Consider the following 18,731-nt stretch of genomic DNA (forward strand, 5'->3'; position numbering starts at 1 on the left):
TTGGTCGCCATCGCGCGGCGCGGCTTCTGGGTCGCGCTGCACCGCTACCTCGGCCTGGCCATGCTGGCCCTGCTGCTCGTCATCTCGCTGACGGGCAGCCTGGTCGCCTTCGAGCATGAACTCGATGCCTGGCTCAACCCGGCCCTGCTGCGCACCGGCCACACGCGGCCGGCCTTGCCGCCGGACGAACTCGTGGCGCGCGTCGAGCAGGCCGATGCGCGCCTGCGGGTGAGCTTCCTGCCGCTGGACGGCAAGCCCGGCGATGCGCTGGAGCTGCGCGTGGCGCCGCGCATCGATCCGGAAAGCGGCAAGCCCCTGGCGCTGTCCTTCGACCGGCTGCTGGTCGACCCGAGCAGCGGCGAGGTGCTCGGCCAGCGACGCTGGGGCGCCCTGCGCCTGGACCGGCCGCACCTGATGAGCATGCTGTACCTGCTGCACCGCAAGCTGCAGCTGCCCGATCCCTGGGGCATGTGGGTGACCGGCGGCGTGGCGCTCGCCTGGCTGGGCGCCGCGCTGATCGGCACCTTCCTCACCCTGCCGCGCCGCAGGAAGAAGAAGGCCGAGCCCTTGCCTGGTCACCGGACGAGTGGCGCAAGCGCACGGCTGGCCGACTTCTGGCGGCGCTGGAAACCTGCCTGGCAGGTGAAGCGCGGCGCCGCCTGGCAGCGCACCAACTTCGACCTGCACCGGGCCGTCGCGTTGTGGAGCCTGCCGGTGGCCCTGGTGCTGGCGATGTCGGGCGTCTACTTCAGCCTGGGCAAGGAAGTGTTCAGGCCGGCGGTCTCCCTGTTCGGGACGCTGACGCCCAATCCGGCGCAAACCTTGCCGCGCATTGCTGCGCCAGCGCAGCGCCCGCCGGCCCTTGGCGTGCAGGAGGCGCTGGCGCGGGCACGCCCGCTGCTGCCGGTGGCGGCGCAGGACTTCCTGCCCTGGTACGCCATGCACCTGCCGCAACAGGGCGTCTACCGCATCGCCTTCAAGGAGGACGGCATGCGCGAGCGCGTGCTGCGGCTGCGCTACGAGCAGGTCTTCATCGACGACCAGACCGGCGAATCCAGGGGCCTGAACGGCTACGAGAGCGGGACCCATGCAGACCGTTTTCTCATCTGGCAGTACCCGCTGCATTCGGGCAAGGTGCTGGGGCTCGCGGGCCGGGTGCTGGTCTGCGCGCTGGGGCTTTTGACGGCTTCCCTGTGCGTCACCGGGTTGCTTCTTTGGTGGAGCCGTCGGCGCGCTATCCTGCGGGTCCGTTGAAATTGCTCCGCCGTCCCGAGCGCCCGTATTCCCATGGTCATGTCCCAGTCTCCCACCACCACCACCACCACCACCGCAGCCGCAGCCGCGCCTGACAGCCTGCCCATCGAGGGCTGCGACGTCTTCGTCATCGGCGGCGGCCCGGCCGGCTCCACCATCGCCGCCCTGCTGGCGCAGCAAGGGCGCGACGTGGTGCTGGTCGAGAAGGAGCACCACCCGCGCTTTCACATCGGCGAATCGCTGCTGCCGGCCAATGTCCAGCTCTTTGAAAAACTGGGCGTGCACGATCAGGTCGACAAGATCGGCATGAAGAAGTGGGGCATCGAGTTCGTCTCGATCGAGCACGAACACCGCAGCTATGTGGAATTTGCCGACGCCTGGGACAAGACCATGCCCTCGTCCTGGCAGGTGCGCCGCTCCGAGCTGGACGAGCTGCTGTTCCGCAATGCCGCCACGCGCGGCGCCCGCACGCTGGAAGGCTGCAAGGTGCGCGACGTGCAGTTCGACGACGATGGCGCCACCATCCAGGCCGTGCTGGATGACGGCACGCGGCGCACTTGGCACGCCCGCTTTGTGGTCGACGCCAGCGGCCGCGACACGGTGCTGGCCAACAAATTCCGCAGCAAGGAAAAGAACCCGGACCACAACAGCACGGCCCTGTTCGGGCACTTTCGCAACGTGCGGCGGCTGGAAGGCAAGCGCGAGGGCAACATCAGCATCTGCTGGTTTCCGCATGGCTGGTTCTGGTTCATTCCGCTGGCCGACGGCAGCACCAGCGTGGGCGCGGTGTGCTGGCCCTACTACCTGAAGTCGCGGGGCAGCAGCAAGCCGCTGAAGGAATTCTTCTACGAAACCCTCGCCATGTGCCCCGAGCTGGCCGACCGGGTGAAGAACGGCGAGCTGATCGACGACGCGGTGCATGCCACCGGCAACTTCTCCTACAACGGCAGCCACGCCACCGGCGACCGCTACCTGATGCTGGGCGATGCCTTCGCCTTCATCGACCCGATGTTTTCCTCGGGCGTGTACCTGGCCATGCACAGCGCCTTCGACGGCGCCGAGCTGGTGGCCACCGCGCTGGACCGCCCGGCCTCGCATGCCAAGGCGCGCCGCGAGTTCGAGGAAACCATGCGCAAGGGCCCGCGCGAGTACGCCTGGTTCATCTACCGCGCCACCAACCCGACCATTCGCGACATGTTCATGCACCCGCGCAATCCGCTGCGGGTGAAGGAGGCGCTGCTGTCGCTGCTGGCCGGCGACATCTACGGCGCAACGCCGATGTGGTGGGGGCTGCGCCGCTTCAAGGCGCTGTACTACCTGATCTCCTGGTTCAACGCGCGCCGCACCTGGCGCGGCTGGCGCAAGCACCGCTTCAACATCCAGGACATGGGCAAGCTGCAGGGCGAGACGATCCAGACCGAGGGCTGAGCGCGCCCACGGGGCATCTCCTGGGAACCTGGCGCCCGCGCCCGAACAGGCGCAGCATGGAGGCCCATGTCGGCCATCAACCCTGTATGCTGTGCCAGTTGCGGCGGCGCCCTGCTGCCGGGGGCGGCCTTTTGCCAGCGCTGCGGGCAAAAGGTCGGCTTGGCCTGCCGCGGCTGCGGCCTGGCACTGGAGGCGGGCTTTGCCTTTTGTCCGCGCTGCGGCATGGCCCAGCAAAAGCCGCCCGAACCCGCCGCCGCCAATGACAACGACGCCCAGGCCGCCGACCGGCGCCAGGTCACGGTGCTCTTTGCCGATCTGACCGGCTTCACCTCGCTGGCCGAAGGCCTGGATCCCGAAACCCTGCGCGCCTTCCAGAACGCCCTGTTCGAAGTCATGGCCCAGGCGGTGGCGCACTACGACGGCTTCGTCGAGAAGTTCGTCGGCGACGCGGTGATGGCGGTGTTCGGCGCACCGCGCGCGCATGAGGACGACCCGGTGCGCGCCATCGACGCCGCCCTTCACATGCTGGCCGGCATCGACACGCTCAGCCGCCGCTGGGCGGCGCGCCTGTCGCGGCCGGTGACCCTGCACATCGGCGTGCACACCGGCGCGGTGGTGGCCGGCAGCCTGGGGCAAGGCGCCGGCGGCAGCTATGCGGTGACGGGCGACACCGTCAACGCGACCTCGCGCCTGCTCAACGCGGCCGAGCCGGGCACGGTACTGGTCTCCGCCGCCACCCATGCGCTGGCGCGCCATCGCTTCGACTTCGCGCCGCCGGCCGAGCTGGCCCTGCGCGGCAAGGCGCAGCCTATGCAGGTGTACCGGGTGATCGGCTCGCGCGACAGCGCGGCCTCGCCGCGCGGACTGGCCGAGCTGGGACTGGTGGCCCCGTTGGTGGGCCGTGACGAGGCCCTGGAACAACTGCTGCAAGCCTTTGGCCGCATGCAGGCCGGCAGCGCCCAACTGGTCTGCCTGCTGGGCGAGGCCGGCGCCGGCAAGTCGCGCCTGCTGGCCGAATTCTTCGCGCGCCTGGGCCGCGATTGCGCGCCGCAGCTGGCCGCCACCAGCGTGCGCCGCAGCAGCTGCTCGTCGCTGGGGGAGCCGACCTACGGCACCTTCGGCGCCCTGTTTCGCGATGCCTACCGGGTCGAGCGGGACGACTCGCTGGCGGTGGCGCAGCACAAGCTGCAGGAAGGCCTGGCCGCGCTCGGCGCCGACGCCGGCGAGGCCGAAGCGGTGGCGCGCGTGCTCAACTACCTGCTGGGCCTTCAGGAAGGGCGCCCGCAGGACATCGAGCCCGAGCAGCTGCAGCGCCAGATCAGCCTGGCGGCGCGCGCCCTGCTCGAACGGCGGCTGGCGCAGCAGCCGCTGATGATCGTGGTGGACGACGTGCACTGGGCCGATGCGGCCTCGATCGACCTGCTGGCCGAGGTGCTGGACCACCTGGCCGAGCGGCCGCTGATGCTGCTGCTGTCGCAGCGCCCCGATGCCCGACCGGTGCATGCGCTGAAGGCCCAGGAGACGCGCGTCGAACTGGGTCCGCTCGCCACCGACGACACCCGCCGCCTGGTCGACCAGTTGCTGGGCACCCCGGGCCAGGCGCAACTGGCGCCGGTGCGCGAACTGGTGGCGGCGCGCGCCGGCGGCAATCCGCTGTTCGTCGAGGAGATCGTACGCAGCCTGGCCGGCGCCGGCCGGCTGGTACGCCAGGGCGAGCGCTGGGTCTGCGGGCCGGACGTCGCCACGCTGGACGTGCCGCCCACCTTGTACGGGCTGCTGCTCTCGCGCATCGACCGGCTGGGCGGCGAAGAGCGCCAGACCTTGCAGGAGGCCGCCGTGCTGGGCGCCGAATTCGACGCCGCCCTGCTGCGCCACATTGCCAGCGCGCCGCCCGAGGCCACCGACGCGGCGCTCGCCAGCCTCGCGAGCGCCGAGCTGCTGCACCCCGAAGCCAGGAGCGATGGCACGCGCTGGCGCTTCACCCACGCCCTTTTGCACGAGGTGGCTTATCAGAACCTGCTGCTGACGCGCCGCAGCGCGCTGCACGGGCGCGCGGGCCGCGCACTGGAGGAAGCGAAGCGCGACGACGAGGCCACGCGCAGTCCGCGCCGCCTGGCCGAGCTGGAGGCGCTGGGCCACCACTGGAGCCTGTCGGACGACAAGGTGCGCGGCGCGCGCTACCTGCTGCAAGCCGGCGACTGGGCGCGTGCCGTCTACGCCAACGAGGACGCCATGCGCCACTACCAGCGGGCGCTGCACACGCTGGACGAGGCCTTGCCCGCGGCCGGCGGCGAGGCGTCAGCCCTGCGGCTCGATGCCGGCGAACGCCTGGCCGACCTACAGGGCCTGGCCGGCCGGCGCGAGGAAGCGCTGGCGCACTACGCCGCCATCGAACAGGCGCTGACCGACGAAAGTGGCGGCACGCACGACGACCCGGTGCGCGCCGCCCGCGTGCTGCGCAAGACCGGCGGCCTGCACTGGGAAGCCGGCGAGCGCGAGCGCGCCGCCGCCTGCTTCAACGCCGGCCTGGCCGCCTTGGGCGACAGCGGCGACGCCATCGAGCGGGCCCACCTGTTCCAGGAGCTGGGCCGGCTCGCCTTCCGCGCCGGCGACAACCCGGGCGCCCTGAACTGGGCGCAGCGCGCGCTGGCCGAAGTGCCGGCCGAAGACTGCGCCACGGCGGACAACAACAACGAGCACGCACGCGCCGCCACCATCGTGCGGGCCGAGGCCAGCAACACCCTGGGCGTGGCGCTGGCGCGGCTCGGCCGCCCTGCCGAGGCGGTGGAGCGGATCGAGGCCAGCGTCGCCCAGGCCGAGGCGCACGAGTTGCTGCAGGCGGCTTGCCGCGGCTACACCAACCTGGGCGTGCTCTACGCTACGCTGGATCCGCAGCGCAGCATCGAGACCTGCCTGCGCGGGCTGGAGACCGCGCGCAAGGTGGGCGACCTGGCCTTTCAGTCGCGCCTGTACGCCAATCTGGCAGTGGCCTATTGCGCGCTCACCAACCGTTGCGAGGCCGAAGGCATCGAGGCGGCGCAGGCCGCCGTGCAGCTGGATCGGCGGCTCGGATTGGTCGACCACCTGGCGGTGCCGCTGATCGTTCTGGGCCAGATTCATCAGTGCCATGGCGACCACGCACGCGCCTTCGCCGCCTATAACGAAGCCTTGCAATTGGCCGAGGAAGTGAACGAACCTCAGCTGCTCTTTCCCTGCTACGATGGTTTGGCGACCTTGTATCTGGACGCCGGCCGCCCGCAGCAAGCCGAGGCCTGGCTGGCCAAGGCCCAGGCGCTTTGCGAACGCGCCGGCCTCGAGCCCGACGCCCTGATGGTGCTTCCTTTTCTTTGCTAAGAAGGAGTCTCGCCATGAGTTCCGTATCCATGACGATGGACCCGCCCGTCGCGCCCGGCGAGCCGGCTCCCTACTTTGCGCTGCCGGCGGTGGCCGGCCCCGAGACCGTCTCGCTGGAAGACTACCGCGGCAAGAGTCCGCTCTTCCTGGCGCTGATGGTCGGCCTGTGGTGCCCCTTCTGCCGCCGCCAGCTGGTGCAGCTGGGCACGCTGGAGGGCAAGCTCAAGGCACTGGGCGTGCAAAGCCTGGCCGTGGTGGCCACCGATCCGGTGCATGCCCGGGTGTACTTCAAGTTCCGGCCGACCACGCTGCGCCTGGCCTCCGACCCGGCGCTGAGCATCCACCGGGCCTTCCGCGTGCCCAAGCCGGAACCCACGCCGGAGATGATGCAGGCCATGGGCGAGGTGCGCGTCAACCCCTTCGGCGACCTGCCCGAGCCGCTGCCGCTGCAGGAGGTCGCGGCCAGGATGCAGGCGCTCGACGGCTACGTGAACACGCCCACCGACGAGGCCGACATCGAGCGCCAGTGGCCACAGCTCAAGGCGCTCTACATGATCGACCGCGACGGCATCGTGCGCTGGGTCGACATCGAGTGCCAGCACGAAGGCCTGGCCGGCATCGGCAAGCTGCCGTCGGAGGACGTGATCCTGGAGGCGGCGCGCCGCATGGCGCTGCACTAGCGAGCGTTTGCCTATCGGACTTCATGCCGTGCGAGGCGCGCCGCGCCCGTCAGCAGCGGGCGACAACCAGACCTCAGAGCGCCAGAAATTCGATCAGTGCCCGCGACGCGGACGACAGCCGCCGGTGCGGCGCGTAGATCACCGAAAACGGCCGCGACCGCCCGCGCGCCTGCGTCAGGACCTCGACCGCCTGCCCCTGCGCGATGAGAGGGCGCGCGATGAAGTCATAGGTCTGGCAGATGCCGCAGCCACCGAGCGCGAGCGACACCACGCCCAGCACATCGTCCGACACCTGAAGTCCGCCCTGGGGCGTCCAGTCCACGTCGCGCCCGTCCTCCCGCAGGAGCCAGGGCGATACACGGCCGGTGCTGGGCATCACGAACGGAAGGCAGGCCTGCTGCGCCAGGTCGCCGATGTGGCTGGGCGCGCCCGCGCGCGCGACATAGCCCGGCGCCGCAATCAGGCACATCGGCGCGTCTTCGAGCTTGCGTGCGACCAGGCCGCTGTCGGGCAGTTGCCCGAGCCGGATCGCGAGGTCATAGCCTTCGGCCACGAGATCCACGTTCCGGTTGGTGATGTTCAGTTCGACGCGCACCTGGGGGTATTGCGCTGAGAACCGCTGCAGCAGCGCCGGCAGCCGGTGATGCCCGTAGGTGGTGGGAACGCTCAGGCGAACGCTGCCCGCGAGCTCGTCGCCCTGCCCTTGCATCGCGCGTTCGGCGTCGTCGATCAGCGCGAACGCCGCGCGCGACTGCTCCAGGTACAGCCGCCCCTGCTCGGTGAGGCTCAGGCGCCGCGTCGTGCGGCGCAGCAGTTGCACGCCCAGCCGCGTCTCCAGGCGCGTGATCGCACGGCTGAGCACGGATGGCGTGGTCGCCAGCGCCACGGCGCCCGCCGTCATGGAGCCTTTCTCGACCACCGTGACGAAGGTCTCCACATCCGCGAGGTGATCGAATCGCCGGCCCATCTGGTCTCCTGAAGAACAAATCTTTCCCCCGAAGACCAGTTTATCTCCGCGCGAGCCATCAATACATTCAGTCCATCCTCTACTGCGCCAGAACCGGGCGCGATGCGATTCCACTGAAAGCCTTCCATGAAACACATGCACCTCCGCCCCCTCGTCGCCGCCACGTTGCTCGGACTTTGCGCACTCGGTGCCCAGGCCGCCAACGTGCTGGTCGTGCTGTCGGATTCCGATCACCTCGACCTGAAGGACGGCAAGGTCTTCGCCACCGGCTTCTACCTGAACGAACTGATGCAGCCGGTGAAGCTGCTGCTCGACGCCGGCCACCAGCTGAGCTTCGCAACCCCGAAAGGCAATGCGCCCACCGTGGACGCCACCTCGGTCGACAAGATGTATTTCGACGGCGACGAAGCCGCCTTGAAGGCGCACCAGGCGCTGCTGGACAAGCTGAAGCTCACCTCGCGCACCGACTCGCCGGTGATCAGCCTGTCGCGCGTCGCGCAGATCGGTTACGCGCGCTTCGACGCCGTCTACGTGCCGGGCGGCCATGCGCCCATGCAGGACCTGCTCACCAACCCCGAACTGGGCAAGCTGCTCGCGGACTTCCATGCACGCAGCAAGACCACGGCGCTCGTGTGTCACGGACCGATCGCCCTGCTCTCGACCCTGCCCGACGCGCAAGGCTTCACGACGCGGCTGGCGGCGCGCGGCACGGTCGAGCGGCGCCCCGACTGGATCTACGCGGGCTACCGCATGACCGTGATCAGCAATGAGGAGGAGGAACTGGCCAAGGGCCTGCTCCAGGGTGGCGTCATGAAGTTCTACCCGCAGACCGCGCTGCAGCAGGCCGGCGGCAGCTACAACAGCAACCAGGTGCCATTCACTTCGAACGTGGTGATCGATCGCGAACTGATCACCGGCCAGAACCCCGCATCGGCGATCGGCGTCGCCGGCGAATTGCTCAAGCGCCTGAAATAGAACCCCAGGGGCTGGCCATCACCTTTTCACCTTTGCGCTGGCGAGCCCTGACCAGTCCGGGATCCGAGCAAGATGTAGACGCAAAGAAGCAGCAGCACGAAGGCCGGCGCGGCCTGGACGACCGGGGTGTACGTCGCGTGGTAGTAGGTCGCGCCCACCATGATGATGCCGATGCCCGCTGCCGCCAGCGCGCGCAGCGGGCGCACGAAGAGGGCAATGCAGCCCAGCACCTCGCACACGCCGATGAAGTAGCCGAACCACGGCGGCAGCCCCAGCTTGGGGAAGCTGCTGTGCACGTAGGGCACGCCGGCCAGCTTGGCGATGCCGCCGGCCCCCACGTAGAGCACCACCAGGGCGATGGCGATCCCAAGCCGCCAGTTCCTCTTTTCGGGCCTGGCCGCACCCGCCTCAGGTTGCATGGCTCACCGACTCCGTCTGTCCGGCAGCAGCGACCATCGCCTCCAGCCGGTGCCGGTCGGCCATCAGGCGCCCGGCAATCAGCGACACCACTTCGAAGCCGAAGGCCGGGTTCTGGAAGTACAACTGCTTGAAGGTCAGCTCGTCGATGCGCAGCACCAGACAGTCGGTGACGCAGCGTGCCGTCAGCGAGCGGCATTTGTCCGGGGCGAAGAAGGCGATCTCGCCGAACAGGCGGCCGGCTTCCATCACCTGCCCGATCTCGACGAACTCGATGCGCCCCGAAGCCAGGAAGAACAGGTGGTCGGCCTTGTCGCCCTTGCGGAACAGCACGTGCCCGGCCCGGTAGCGGCGGTTGCGCATGTAGGGCCGCAGCCAGACGCCCGACAAGTCGCTGGCCTGCGCCGCCTCGCTCACCCGCCGCGTCAGCTTCACCATCTGCGCGGTGCGAAAGATGTTGATGGGCAGCAGCGTCGCGTGCAGCGCCAGCATGATCAGCGACGGATGCAGCGCGCCGTAGACCAGGAAGCCCAGGTTGCTGCCCACCGCCAGACAGCGCAACGGAATCATCGTCTTGACGAAGGTGCTGGCGACCACGAAGGCCCCCGCGATCGCCGCCGAGATGGCCGCGATGATGCCTTCGGTCGTGGTCAGCGCCGCCGTGAGATTGGCGACTGCGGTGTCGAACAGGAATTGCCAGGACATCTATTTTCTGCGTCCGTATTTCGCCGTGAAGGTGGCCGAAGCCAGCTTGTTGGCGTTGATCATGTAGCCCACCAGGGCCGCGGTGCCGCCCGGCGGAATGTCGAGCTTGTCGGCCTTGAGCGCGTACACGGTGAAGATGTAGCGATGCGGCTTGTCGCCCGGCGGTGGGCAGGCGCCGCCGAAGCCGGGCGTGCCGAAGTCGGTGCGGCCCTGCTGGCTGCCGGCCGGCAGGCCCTTGCCTTCGGCCGTGCCGGCGCCCTCGGGCAGCTCGATGGCGCTGGCCGGGATGTTGTAGACCACCCAATGCCACCAGCCCGAGCCGGTGGGTGCATCGGGGTCGTACACGGTCAGCGCGAAGCTCTTGGTGTCCTTGGGCGCGCCGCTCCACTTCAGGGCCGGCGAGATGTTCTTGCCGCTGCAGCCAAAGCCGTTGAAGACCTGCGCATCGGTCAGGGTAGCGCCGGGCTTGATGCTCGGGCTTTCCAGCTTGAAGCCGGCCGCAAGGGTCAGCGGCGCGCAAGCCGCCAGCGTGGCAGCCAGGCCGAGCGAACGCACGGTGCAAGGCAGCGTCGACATCATGATCCCTCTCCTTCGTCCAGGCGAAGCCGCCATCATGCGCGGGCGGCTGCGCTTTGTCATCGCTTGAGGCGGTCGCACCCGTCTTCTTGACGCACGCGGCTTTGCCCCCTTAAGGTCGGCGGCACAAGTCATCCGAACCCCCGCACGTTCGAGGGGTGCTGTCCCGGGAGGAACATCATGCGAGCAACGTCGCGCGCGCCGTCATTGTCGCCAGCGCCGCCATTTCCAGCACCTTGGCCGTCCCGCATTGGAGCCACCGTGCTTCGCGACGCTCGAGCAGGCTCAGGTGCGAGCCCCCACTGGCGTCGGGCGAAGTCCTTCGCCATCGGCCTGGTCGCCACATGCGCACTGGGCCTCGCCCAGGCCGAAGGGTGCAGTGTCGAACAGGTCGGAACATCGGAACTGATCGAGGAACGCGGTCAGTTCAATTTGCCCGTCACCATCAATGGGCACGCCAACGCAGTGTTTCTGGTGGACACCGGCGCGGAGAACAGCGTTGTCGACGCCAGCCTCGCAGCCGAATTGGCGTTGCCTGAGCGCAGAGGCACCCGCGCCCGCCAGATCGGCGTGGATGGCGTGGCCGGACCTGCTCGCGCGGATGTCACTGCCGCACAGCTTGCGTTTGCCGGCGCCGAGCACACCGACCTTGCGATGGCTGTCCGCACCCCAGGTGCGGGCAAGGCGGGCGCTTCGCGAGGAATCGTTGGGGCATCACTGCTCTCCCGGTACGACGTCGAATTCGACTTTCCGGCCCAGCGCCTCAATCTCTACAAGGTGAAGAACTGCGATCGCGGCAGCGCCCTGTTCAAACCTTGGCGGCAGCCCTATGACAGTGTTGTGCTGGAGGTCAGCCCAAGGCACATTCTCTCGCTGCCGGTTGTCGTGGACGGCAAGCCGTTGACGATGGCTCTGGACACCGGCGCAACGTTCTCCACCATCACCTTCGACGCTGCGGTCAAGTTGGGCCTGGACATCGATCGGCTGAAGGCCAAAGCGCCGCGCTCGACCAGCTATGGCGTCAGTGGCTCGCCCATCGACAACTTCACGCAGCGCTTTGGCCGCGTCCAGATTGGGCAAAGCGCCTATGGCGCTGTTCCGCTCAGGGTTGCCGGTATCCACGTCAAGCCGTACGACGGCATTCTCGGCCTGGACTTCCTTCGCTCGCGCAAGGTCTGGGTTTCATATGCGACGCAGCAACTGCTGGTGGAAAGGACGCCGGCGATCCCGAAATAAACCCCGCCTGCGCGGGCTTGCAGGGCCTTGGCCCTGCGTTCAGCATCATCGCTCGCCGAAAACGCCGCCGCTGCGCAGCGCCTCCAGGTCGAGCACCCGCACGCCGCCGTATTCCACCGCGATGGCGCCGCGTGCCTGCAGGGTGCGCAGCGCCTCGTTCACCCGCTGGCGCGACAGGCCCACCAGGTAGGCCAGTTCCTGCTGCGTGATGCGCAGCAGCTGGCCGACACCGGGAAAGAGCACCGGGTTGAACAGCTGCGCCAGGTTGCGCGCCACCCGCGCATCCGGGTTGTTGAGCCGGTCCGCCTCGCGCGCCGCGATGAACTGGCCCAGGCGCTCGTTGAGCTGGTTCATGACGAAGCGGTTGAAGCCGATCGAGTGGTCCAGCAGCCAGTGGAAGTCGTCGATCGGCAGGCCGGCCACGATGCTCTTGCGCAGCGCCAGGATGTCGTAGCGGTAGGGCTCGCGCTTGAGCGCCGTGCCCTCGCCGAACCAGCCGCCCGAAGGCAGGCCGCTGTAGGTCATGGAGCTGCCGTCCGCGCGGTCCTTGCTCATCTTCAAGAGGCCCTCGATCACGCCGAACCAGTAGGTGGGCGGGCGGCCGACGCGGCACACCAGGTCGCCCGGCTCGGCGTCGCCGACCACGATGGCGGCCTGGGCGCGCTCGCGCTCGGCCGGCGCCAGCGCGCGCAGCCAGGGCACGCCGTCGAGCTCGGCCCTGGTGGCCGGACGGACGCGCTCGCGCAGCGAACCTGCGTTTCTGGACGCGCTCTCCTTGGCCTCGCGGGGATAGGCCGGGATGGGGACTGACGCCATGCCTGCATGCATCGGGAAACTCCGGGGAGTAGTGTCCCTAGGATTGTCGTTGGAACGACAACGGAGCGTCAAAGCGCGGGCCTACATTCGCGCCATCTTGAACACTAAATCGTCACCCACCACCTTTCCGCGGCTGCTGCTGGAACATGCGGCACAGCGGCCCGGCGCACCCGCCATGCGCGAGAAGGACCTGGGCATCTGGCAGACCTGGAGCTGGCAGCAATGCGCGCAGGAGGTGCGCGAGATCGCCTGCGGCCTGGCCAGCCTGGGCTTCAAGCCGCTGGACAACCTGGCCATCGTCGGCGCCAACCGGCCGCACCTGTACATGGCGATGGCGGCGGCGCAGAGCCTGCGCGGCGTGCCGGTGCCGCTCTACCAGGACGCGGTGGCGGGCGAGATGGTCTTCATGCTGCAGGACGCCGGCATCCAGTTCGTCATGGTCGAAGACCAGGAGCAGGTCGACAAGCTGCTGGAATGCCGCGAGAGCTGGCCGCAGCTTGCACACATCATCTACGACGACCCGCGCGGCCTGCGCAACTACGACCAGCCGGGCCTGATCAGCTTCGACGCCCTGCGCGAACTGGGCCGCGCCTTCGACGCCAAGAACGCCGGCTACTTCGATCGGGCCGTGGCCAGCGTGCAGCCAGAGGATGTGGCGGTGATCCTCTACACCTCGGGCACCACGGGGCGCCCCAAGGGCGTGTGCCAGACCCATGCGGGCTTCATCGCCGCGGGCCGCGGCGGCGTGGAAACCGACGGCTTAAGCCCGGGCGACAACATCATGAGCTACCTGCCGATGGCCTGGGTGGGCGACCACCTGTTCTCGGTGGCGCAATGGCTGGTGGCCGGCTTCACCCTGAACTGCCCCGAGTCGACCGAGACCGTGATGAACGACATGCGCGAGATCGGGCCCAGCTACTACTTCGGCCCGCCGCGCACCTTCGAAGGCCTGCTCACCGCGGTGTCGATCCGCATGGAAGACGCGGCCGCACCCAAGCGCTGGCTCTATGCCAGGTTCATGGCGCTGGCGCAGCGGGTGGGCGCCGACATCCTCAACGGTGAGCCCGTGGCCCTGAAAGACCGGCTGCTCTACAAGCTGGGCGACCTGACGGTCTACGGCCCCTTGCGCAACGTGCTGGGCATGAGCCGCATCCGCGTGGCCTACACCGCCGGCGCGGCCATCGGGCCGGATCTGTTCCGCTTCTACCGCTCGATCGGCGTCAACCTGAAGCAGTTCTACGGCCAGACCGAGACCTGCGCCTACGTGTGCCTGCAGCGCGACGGCAAGGTCAAGCTGCAGACGGTGGGCGCGGCGGCGCCGGGCATGGAGCTGCGCATTGCCGACAACGGCGAGGTGCTGGTGCGCGGCGTGTCGGTGCTCAAGGAATACTACAAGCGGCCCGAGGCCACTGCCGAGGTGCTGGATGCCGAAGGCTTCTTTCACACCGGCGACGCCGGCGTGCTCGACAGCGAAGGCCACTTGCGCATCATCGACCGCGCCAAGGACGTGGGCCGCATGAAGAGCGGCGCCATGTTCGCGCCCAACTACATCGAGAACAAGCTGAAGTTCTTCCCGCAGATCAAGGAAGCGGTGTGCTTCGGCAACGACCGCGATGAGGTCTGCGCCTTCATCAACATCGACTTCGAGGCGGTGGGCAACTGGGCCGAGCGGCGCGGCCTGCCCTACGGCGGCTACGTCGACCTGGCGGGCAAGCCCGAGGTGCTGGCACTGATTGCCGAGTGCATCGGCAAGGTGAATGCCGACCTGGCGACCGAGGACGGCATGGCCGACACGCAGATCGCGCGTTTTCTGGTGCTGCACAAGGAGCTGGACCCGGACGACGACGAACTGACCCGCACGCGCAAGGTGCGGCGCGGATTCGTCGCCGAGAAGTACGCGCTGCTGCTCGACGCGCTGTATGGCGGCAAGACCGAGCAGTTCATCGAGACGCAAGTCAAGTTCGAGGACGGCCGCAGCGGCGCGGTGAGCGCCACCCTGAAGATCGTCGAAGCCAAGCGCTTCCCAGCCGTGAGGGCCGCCGCATGAACGCACGCAGCGAAGACAGTGAACTGCTGGCGCCGCCAGTGGGCGCCAAGCGCCGCATCGGCGAGGTGATCCTGGACATCCAGAACATCTCGCTCGCCTTCGGTGGCGTGAAGGCGCTGACCGACATCAGCTTCGACGTGCGCGAGCACGAGGTGCGCGCCATCATCGGCCCGAACGGCGCCGGCAAGAGCTCCATGCTCAACTGCATCAACGGCGTGTACACGCCGCAGCACGGCTCCATCACCTTTCGCGGCCAGACCTTCAAGCACATGAACTCGCGCCAGGTGGCGGAGATGGGCGTGGCCCGCACCTTCCAGAACCTGGCCCTGTTCAAGGGCATGAGCGTGCTGGACAACATCATGAGCGGGCGCAACCTCAAGATGAAGAGCGGCATCCTGGCGCAGGCGCTGCGCTGGGGTCCGGCCGAGCGCGAAGAGCTGGCGCACCGCGAGTTCGTCGAGCACATCATCGACTTCCTGGAGATCCAGGCGCACCGCAAGACACCGGTGGGGCGCCTGCCCTACGGCCTGCAAAAGCGCGTGGACCTGGGCCGCGCCCTGGCCATGGAGCCGCAGGTGCTGCTGCTGGACGAGCCGATGGCTGGCATGAACGTCGAGGAGAAGCAGGACATGAGCCGATTCGTGCTCGACGTCAACGACGAGTTCGGCACCACCATCGTGCTGATCGAGCACGACATGGGCGTGGTGATGGACATCAGCGACCGCGTGGTGGTGCTGGACTACGGCAAGAAGATCGGCGACGGCACCCCGGATGACGTGCGCGGCAACGAGGACGTGATCCGGGCTTATCTCGGCACGGAACACTGATCATGGGATTTTTTCTAGAGACCTTCATCGGCGGCCTCATGGTGGGCATGCTGTACGCGCTGATCGCGCTGGGCTTCGTGCTGATCTACAAGGCATCGGGCGTGTTCAACTTCGCGCAGGGCGCCATGGTGCTGTTCGCGGCGCTGGCGATGGCGCGCTTTGCCGAGTGGGTGCCGAAGTGGACCGGCATCGACAACCCCTGGTTCGCCAACATTGCCGCCTTCGTGCTGGCCGGCGCGCTGATGTTCGTGGTGGCCTGGCTGATCGAGCGGCTGGTGCTGCGCCACCTGGTGAACCAGGAAGGCGCCACGCTCTTGATGGCCACGCTGGGCATCGCCTACTTCATGGACGGGCTGGGCCAGACCCTCTTCGGCAGCAACATCTACCGCATCGAGATCGGCATGCCCAAGGAGCCGATCTTCATGCTGGAGTCCATGTTCCAGGGCGGCGTGCTGATCAACAAGGAAGACGTGATCGCCGCGGCGATCGCCGCCGCGCTGGTGGCTCTGCTGTCCCTCTTCTTCCAGAAGACCGGCACCGGCCGCGCGCTGCGTGCGGTGGCCGACGACCACCAGGCGGCGCAGTCGATCGGCATTCCGCTGTCGCGCATCTGGGTCATCGTCTGGTGCGTGGCCGGCACGGTGGCGCTGGTCGCCGGAATGATCTGGGGCAGCAAGCTGGGCGTGCAGTTCTCGCTGGCCACGGTGGCGCTGCGCGCGCTGCCGGTGGTGATCCTGGGCGGCCTCACCTCGGTGCCGGGCGCCATCATCGGCGGGCTGATCATCGGCGTGGGCGAGAAGCTGTCGGAGGTCTACCTCGGACCCTACGTGGGCGGCGGCATCGAGATCTGGTTTGCCTATGTGCTGGCGCTGGTGTTCCTGCTGTTCCGGCCTCAGGGCCTCTTCGGCGAAAAAATCATTGACCGGGTCTGAACGAAATGCTCTACAGAGAAAACGGTCAGTTCAAGACCAGCTACCGCGCCGACCAGGCGGTCTTCCCGATCCTGCAGGACCGGGTCTTCATCTACGCCCTGATGGTCTTCGCCTTCGTCGGCGTGCCGATGCTGGCCAGCGACTACCTGTTTCGCGCCATCCTGATTCCCTTCCTAATCTTCTCGCTGGCCGCGGTGGGCGTGAACATCCTGGTGGGCTACTGCGGGCAGATTTCGCTGGGCTCGGGCGCCTTCATGGCGGTGGGGGCCTACGGCGCCTACAACTTTTTCGTGCGCATCCCGGGCATGCCGCTCATTCCGGCGCTGATCCTGGGCGGGCTGTGCGCCACCCTGTTCGGCATCATCTTCGGCCTGCCCAGTTTGCGGGTGCGCGGCCTGTACCTGGCGGTGGCCACCCTGGCGGCGCAGTTCTTCGCCGACTGGATGTTCCTGCGCATCAAGTGGTTCACGCTCGATACGCCCTCGGGCTCGGTGGCGGTGTCCAACCTGCAGGTGTTCGGGCTGCCGATCGAGAGCGCCCTTTCCAAGTACATCTTCTGCCTGATCGTGCTGGTGATCATCGCCACCCTGGCCAAGAACCTGGTGCGCGGCGCCATCGGGCGCGAGTGGATGGCGATTCGCGACATGGACGTGGCGGCGGCAGTGATCGGCATCCGGCCGGTGTACGCCAAGCTCAGCGCCTTTGCCGTCAGCTCCTTCATCATCGGCCTTGCCGGCGCGCTGTGGGCCTTCATCTACCTGGGCGCCTGGGAGCCCTCGGCCTTCTCGGTCGACTACTCCTTTCGCCTCCTGTTCATGGTGATCATCGGCGGGCTGGGCTCAATCATGGGCAGCTTCTTCGGCGCCGCCTTCATCGTCATCCTGCCGATCGCGCTCAACCAGTTCCTGCCGGCCTTGCTGGGCATCTTCGGCATCGAGATCTCCACCGCCGGCATCGCGCATGCCGAGCTGATGATTTTCGGCGGCCTGATCGTGTGGTTCCTGATCGTCGAACCGCACGGCCTGGCCAAGCTCTGGTCCACGGGCAAGCAGAAACTTCGGCTCTGGCCTTTCCCCCACTGATTTCGTTTTTCGATGTCACTCGCACCTTGGCGTGCTCATAACTAGGAGACAAGCATGAAGCTGAAATCACTCGCACTGGCGGCCGCTGTGGCCGCGACGCTGGCCGGGCTGGCGGCACCGGCATTCGCACAGCAGGAGCAGTTCGTTCCCATCCTGTCCTACCGCACCGGCGCCTATGCGCCCAACGGCGCGCCCTGGGCCAATGGCTTCGTGGACTACATCAAGCTGACCAACGCGCGCGGCGGCCTGAACGGCGTGAAGATCACGTATGAGGAATGCGAGACCGGCTACGACACGGCGCGCAGCGTGGAGTGCTACGAGCGGCTGAAGAGCCGTGGTGCCTCCTTCGTGCAGCCGCTGTCCACCGGCGCCACCTTCGCCATCACCGAAAAGGCGCCGGCCGACAAGATCCCGGTGGTGACGGTGGGCTATGGCCGCAGCGAAAGCGCCGACGGCACGGTCTTCAAGTGGAACTTCCCGATCGCCGGCACCTACTGGGTGGCGGCCGACGCCATCGTGCAGGCCATCGGCAAGAAAGAAGGCGGGCTGGACAAGCTCAAGGGCAAGAAGATCGCGCTGGTCTACCACGACAGCCCCTATGGCAAGGAGCCGATTCCGCTGTTGCAGGAGCGCGCCAAGCTGCTCGGCTTCGAGCTGCAGCTGCTGCCCGTGACGGCGCCCGGCGTGGAACAGAAGGCGACCTGGTTGCAGATCCGCCAGAGCCGGCCCGACTACACGCTGCTGTGGGGCTGGGGCGTGATGAACTCCACCGCGATCAAGGAAGCCCAAGCCACCGGCTACCCGCGCGAAAAGATGTATGGCGTCTGGTGGTCGGGCGCCGAGCCCGACGTGAAGGACGTGGGCGAAGGCGCCAAGGGCTACAACGCCGTGACCATGCAGCACGGCGCCGAGCCGCAGTCCAAGCTGGTTAAGGACGTGGTGGCGCAGCTGCACGACAAGGGCCAGGGCACCGGGCCGAAGGAAGAAGTCGGCCAGGTGCTCTACATGCGCGGCGCCATGAGCGCGATGCTGGCGCTGGAAGGCATCCGCACGGCGCAGGAGCGCTTCGGCAAGGGCAAGGTCATGAGCGGCGAACAGGTGCGCTGGGGCCTGGAGAACCTGAACCTGACGCAGGCCAAGCTGGATGCGCTGGGCTTTGCCGGCGTGATGCGCCCGATCAGCACCTCCTGCACCGACCACATGGGGTCTTCGTGGGCGCGCATCCATACCTGGGATGGCAAGCAATGGAAGTTCACTTCCGACTGGCTGCAGGCGGATGAGCAGATCATCAAGCCGCTGGTGAAGAGCACGGCGGCCAAGTACGCGGCCGACAAGAAACTGACACCTCGTACCCCGGCCGAATGTCAGGCTTGAGGCCTGACATTCAGTCGGGGCGAGGTGTGCCACCTGTCATGTAGCACCCTCCCCAACCCCT

16 protein-coding genes are annotated in these 18,731 nt (G+C 67.9%); 11 read left to right on the forward strand and 5 right to left on the reverse strand.

All coding sequences use genetic code 11. The features are described from left to right. From ACIPRI_RS17055 to ACIPRI_RS17070, 4 genes are all read left to right on the forward strand, one after another. A complete protein-coding gene (locus ACIPRI_RS17055) occupies positions 1–1,254 on the forward strand; it encodes a PepSY-associated TM helix domain-containing protein (protein ID WP_446622654.1) in 1,254 nt (417 codons plus the stop codon). Positions 1,255–1,293: 39 nt separating this feature from the next. Beyond that, entirely contained in the window at positions 1,294–2,682 is a 1,389-nt protein-coding gene (locus ACIPRI_RS17060; protein ID WP_446622655.1) for an NAD(P)/FAD-dependent oxidoreductase, read from the forward strand. Between the two features lie 66 nt (positions 2,683–2,748). Beyond that, positions 2,749–6,036, forward strand: a complete 3,288-nt coding sequence (locus ACIPRI_RS17065) for an adenylate/guanylate cyclase domain-containing protein (protein ID WP_446622656.1) — start codon at positions 2,749–2,751, stop codon at positions 6,034–6,036. A 14-nt stretch (positions 6,037–6,050) separates the two neighbouring features. Then, positions 6,051–6,716 (forward strand): redoxin domain-containing protein, encoded by a 666-nt coding sequence (locus ACIPRI_RS17070; protein WP_446622657.1) that lies wholly within the window; start codon positions 6,051–6,053, stop codon positions 6,714–6,716. A 73-nt stretch (positions 6,717–6,789) separates the two neighbouring features. On the opposite strand, the gene ACIPRI_RS17075 is transcribed toward ACIPRI_RS17070, so the two are convergent. After that, positions 6,790–7,683, reverse strand: coding sequence for a LysR family transcriptional regulator (locus ACIPRI_RS17075; protein WP_446622658.1), 894 nt, complete (start codon positions 7,681–7,683; stop codon positions 6,790–6,792). Between the two features lie 135 nt (positions 7,684–7,818). On the opposite strand from ACIPRI_RS17075, the gene ACIPRI_RS17080 reads away from it, so the two are divergent. After that, the gene (locus ACIPRI_RS17080) at positions 7,819–8,658 is read left to right on the forward strand and encodes a type 1 glutamine amidotransferase domain-containing protein (protein WP_446622659.1); all 840 of its coding nucleotides are present in this window, start codon (positions 7,819–7,821) and stop codon (positions 8,656–8,658) included. A gap of 26 nt (positions 8,659–8,684) precedes the next feature. Here ACIPRI_RS17080 and ACIPRI_RS17085 read toward each other — a convergent pair whose 3' ends face one another. Genes ACIPRI_RS17085 through ACIPRI_RS17095 form a run of 3 tightly spaced genes read right to left on the reverse strand, consistent with a single transcriptional unit; the run spans position 8,685 to position 10,359 of the window. Further along, positions 8,685–9,077 (reverse strand): DoxX family protein, encoded by a 393-nt coding sequence (locus ACIPRI_RS17085; protein ID WP_446622660.1) that lies wholly within the window; start codon positions 9,075–9,077, stop codon positions 8,685–8,687. Beyond that, positions 9,067–9,780 (reverse strand): Crp/Fnr family transcriptional regulator, encoded by a 714-nt coding sequence (locus tag ACIPRI_RS17090; protein ID WP_446622661.1) that lies wholly within the window; start codon positions 9,778–9,780, stop codon positions 9,067–9,069. The genes ACIPRI_RS17085 and ACIPRI_RS17090 overlap by 11 nt, the downstream gene beginning before the upstream one ends. Further along, positions 9,781–10,359: a YbhB/YbcL family Raf kinase inhibitor-like protein gene (locus ACIPRI_RS17095; protein WP_446622662.1), complete on the reverse strand. Its 579-nt coding sequence runs from the start codon at positions 10,357–10,359 to the stop codon at positions 9,781–9,783. Between the two features lie 258 nt (positions 10,360–10,617). On the opposite strand from ACIPRI_RS17095, the gene ACIPRI_RS17100 reads away from it, so the two are divergent. Then, a complete protein-coding gene (locus tag ACIPRI_RS17100; protein ID WP_446622663.1) occupies positions 10,618–11,592 on the forward strand; it encodes an aspartyl protease family protein in 975 nt (324 codons plus the stop codon). 45 nt (positions 11,593–11,637) lie between these two features. Here ACIPRI_RS17100 and ACIPRI_RS17105 read toward each other — a convergent pair whose 3' ends face one another. Continuing rightward, complete coding sequence (locus tag ACIPRI_RS17105) at positions 11,638–12,408, reverse strand: Crp/Fnr family transcriptional regulator (protein WP_446622664.1); 771 nt, start codon at positions 12,406–12,408, stop codon at positions 11,638–11,640. Positions 12,409–12,505: 97 nt separating this feature from the next. Here ACIPRI_RS17105 and ACIPRI_RS17110 point away from each other — a divergent pair, with 97 nt between their 5' ends. From ACIPRI_RS17110 to ACIPRI_RS17130, 5 genes are read left to right on the forward strand one after another with little or no spacing between them, the layout of a single operon-like run. Continuing rightward, positions 12,506–14,455 carry an AMP-dependent synthetase/ligase gene (locus ACIPRI_RS17110; RefSeq protein ID WP_446622665.1) on the forward strand — a complete coding sequence of 650 codons (1,950 nt, stop codon included), beginning with the start codon at positions 12,506–12,508 and terminating at the stop codon, positions 14,453–14,455. After that, complete coding sequence (locus ACIPRI_RS17115; protein WP_446622666.1) at positions 14,452–15,282, forward strand: ABC transporter ATP-binding protein; 831 nt, start codon at positions 14,452–14,454, stop codon at positions 15,280–15,282. The genes ACIPRI_RS17110 and ACIPRI_RS17115 overlap by 4 nt, the downstream gene beginning before the upstream one ends. 2 nt (positions 15,283–15,284) lie before the next feature. After that, a complete protein-coding gene (locus ACIPRI_RS17120; protein ID WP_446622667.1) occupies positions 15,285–16,214 on the forward strand; it encodes a branched-chain amino acid ABC transporter permease in 930 nt (309 codons plus the stop codon). A 5-nt stretch (positions 16,215–16,219) separates the two neighbouring features. Continuing rightward, positions 16,220–17,296: a branched-chain amino acid ABC transporter permease gene (locus tag ACIPRI_RS17125; protein ID WP_446622668.1), complete on the forward strand. Its 1,077-nt coding sequence runs from the start codon at positions 16,220–16,222 to the stop codon at positions 17,294–17,296. Positions 17,297–17,350: 54 nt separating this feature from the next. Next, entirely contained in the window at positions 17,351–18,670 is a 1,320-nt protein-coding gene (locus tag ACIPRI_RS17130; RefSeq protein WP_446622669.1) for an ABC transporter substrate-binding protein, read from the forward strand. Positions 18,671–18,731: the final 61 nt, after the last annotated feature.

Source organism: Variovorax sp. LARHSF232 (assembly GCF_052871435.1).

Excerpts from the sequence above, each read along its gene's own strand:
- ACIPRI_RS17060 (WP_446622655.1), top strand. The coding sequence starts at position 1,294 with ATGTCCCAGTCTCCCACCACCACCACCACCACCACCGCAGCCGCAGCC.
- ACIPRI_RS17130 (WP_446622669.1), top strand. The coding sequence starts at position 17,351 with ATGAAGCTGAAATCACTCGCACTGGCGGCCGCTGTGGCCGCGACGCTG.
- ACIPRI_RS17080 (WP_446622659.1), top strand. The coding sequence starts at position 7,819 with ATGCACCTCCGCCCCCTCGTCGCCGCCACGTTGCTCGGACTTTGCGCA.
- ACIPRI_RS17095 (WP_446622662.1), bottom strand. The coding sequence starts at position 10,359 with ATGATGTCGACGCTGCCTTGCACCGTGCGTTCGCTCGGCCTGGCTGCC.
- ACIPRI_RS17125 (WP_446622668.1), top strand. The coding sequence starts at position 16,220 with ATGCTCTACAGAGAAAACGGTCAGTTCAAGACCAGCTACCGCGCCGAC.
- ACIPRI_RS17105 (WP_446622664.1), bottom strand. The coding sequence starts at position 12,408 with ATGGCGTCAGTCCCCATCCCGGCCTATCCCCGCGAGGCCAAGGAGAGC.
- ACIPRI_RS17085 (WP_446622660.1), bottom strand. The coding sequence starts at position 9,077 with ATGCAACCTGAGGCGGGTGCGGCCAGGCCCGAAAAGAGGAACTGGCGG.
- ACIPRI_RS17090 (WP_446622661.1), bottom strand. The coding sequence starts at position 9,780 with ATGTCCTGGCAATTCCTGTTCGACACCGCAGTCGCCAATCTCACGGCG.
- ACIPRI_RS17065 (WP_446622656.1), top strand. The coding sequence starts at position 2,749 with ATGTCGGCCATCAACCCTGTATGCTGTGCCAGTTGCGGCGGCGCCCTG.
- ACIPRI_RS17070 (WP_446622657.1), top strand. The coding sequence starts at position 6,051 with ATGAGTTCCGTATCCATGACGATGGACCCGCCCGTCGCGCCCGGCGAG.
- ACIPRI_RS17120 (WP_446622667.1), top strand. The coding sequence starts at position 15,285 with ATGGGATTTTTTCTAGAGACCTTCATCGGCGGCCTCATGGTGGGCATG.
- ACIPRI_RS17115 (WP_446622666.1), top strand. The coding sequence starts at position 14,452 with ATGAACGCACGCAGCGAAGACAGTGAACTGCTGGCGCCGCCAGTGGGC.
- ACIPRI_RS17075 (WP_446622658.1), bottom strand. The coding sequence starts at position 7,683 with ATGGGCCGGCGATTCGATCACCTCGCGGATGTGGAGACCTTCGTCACG.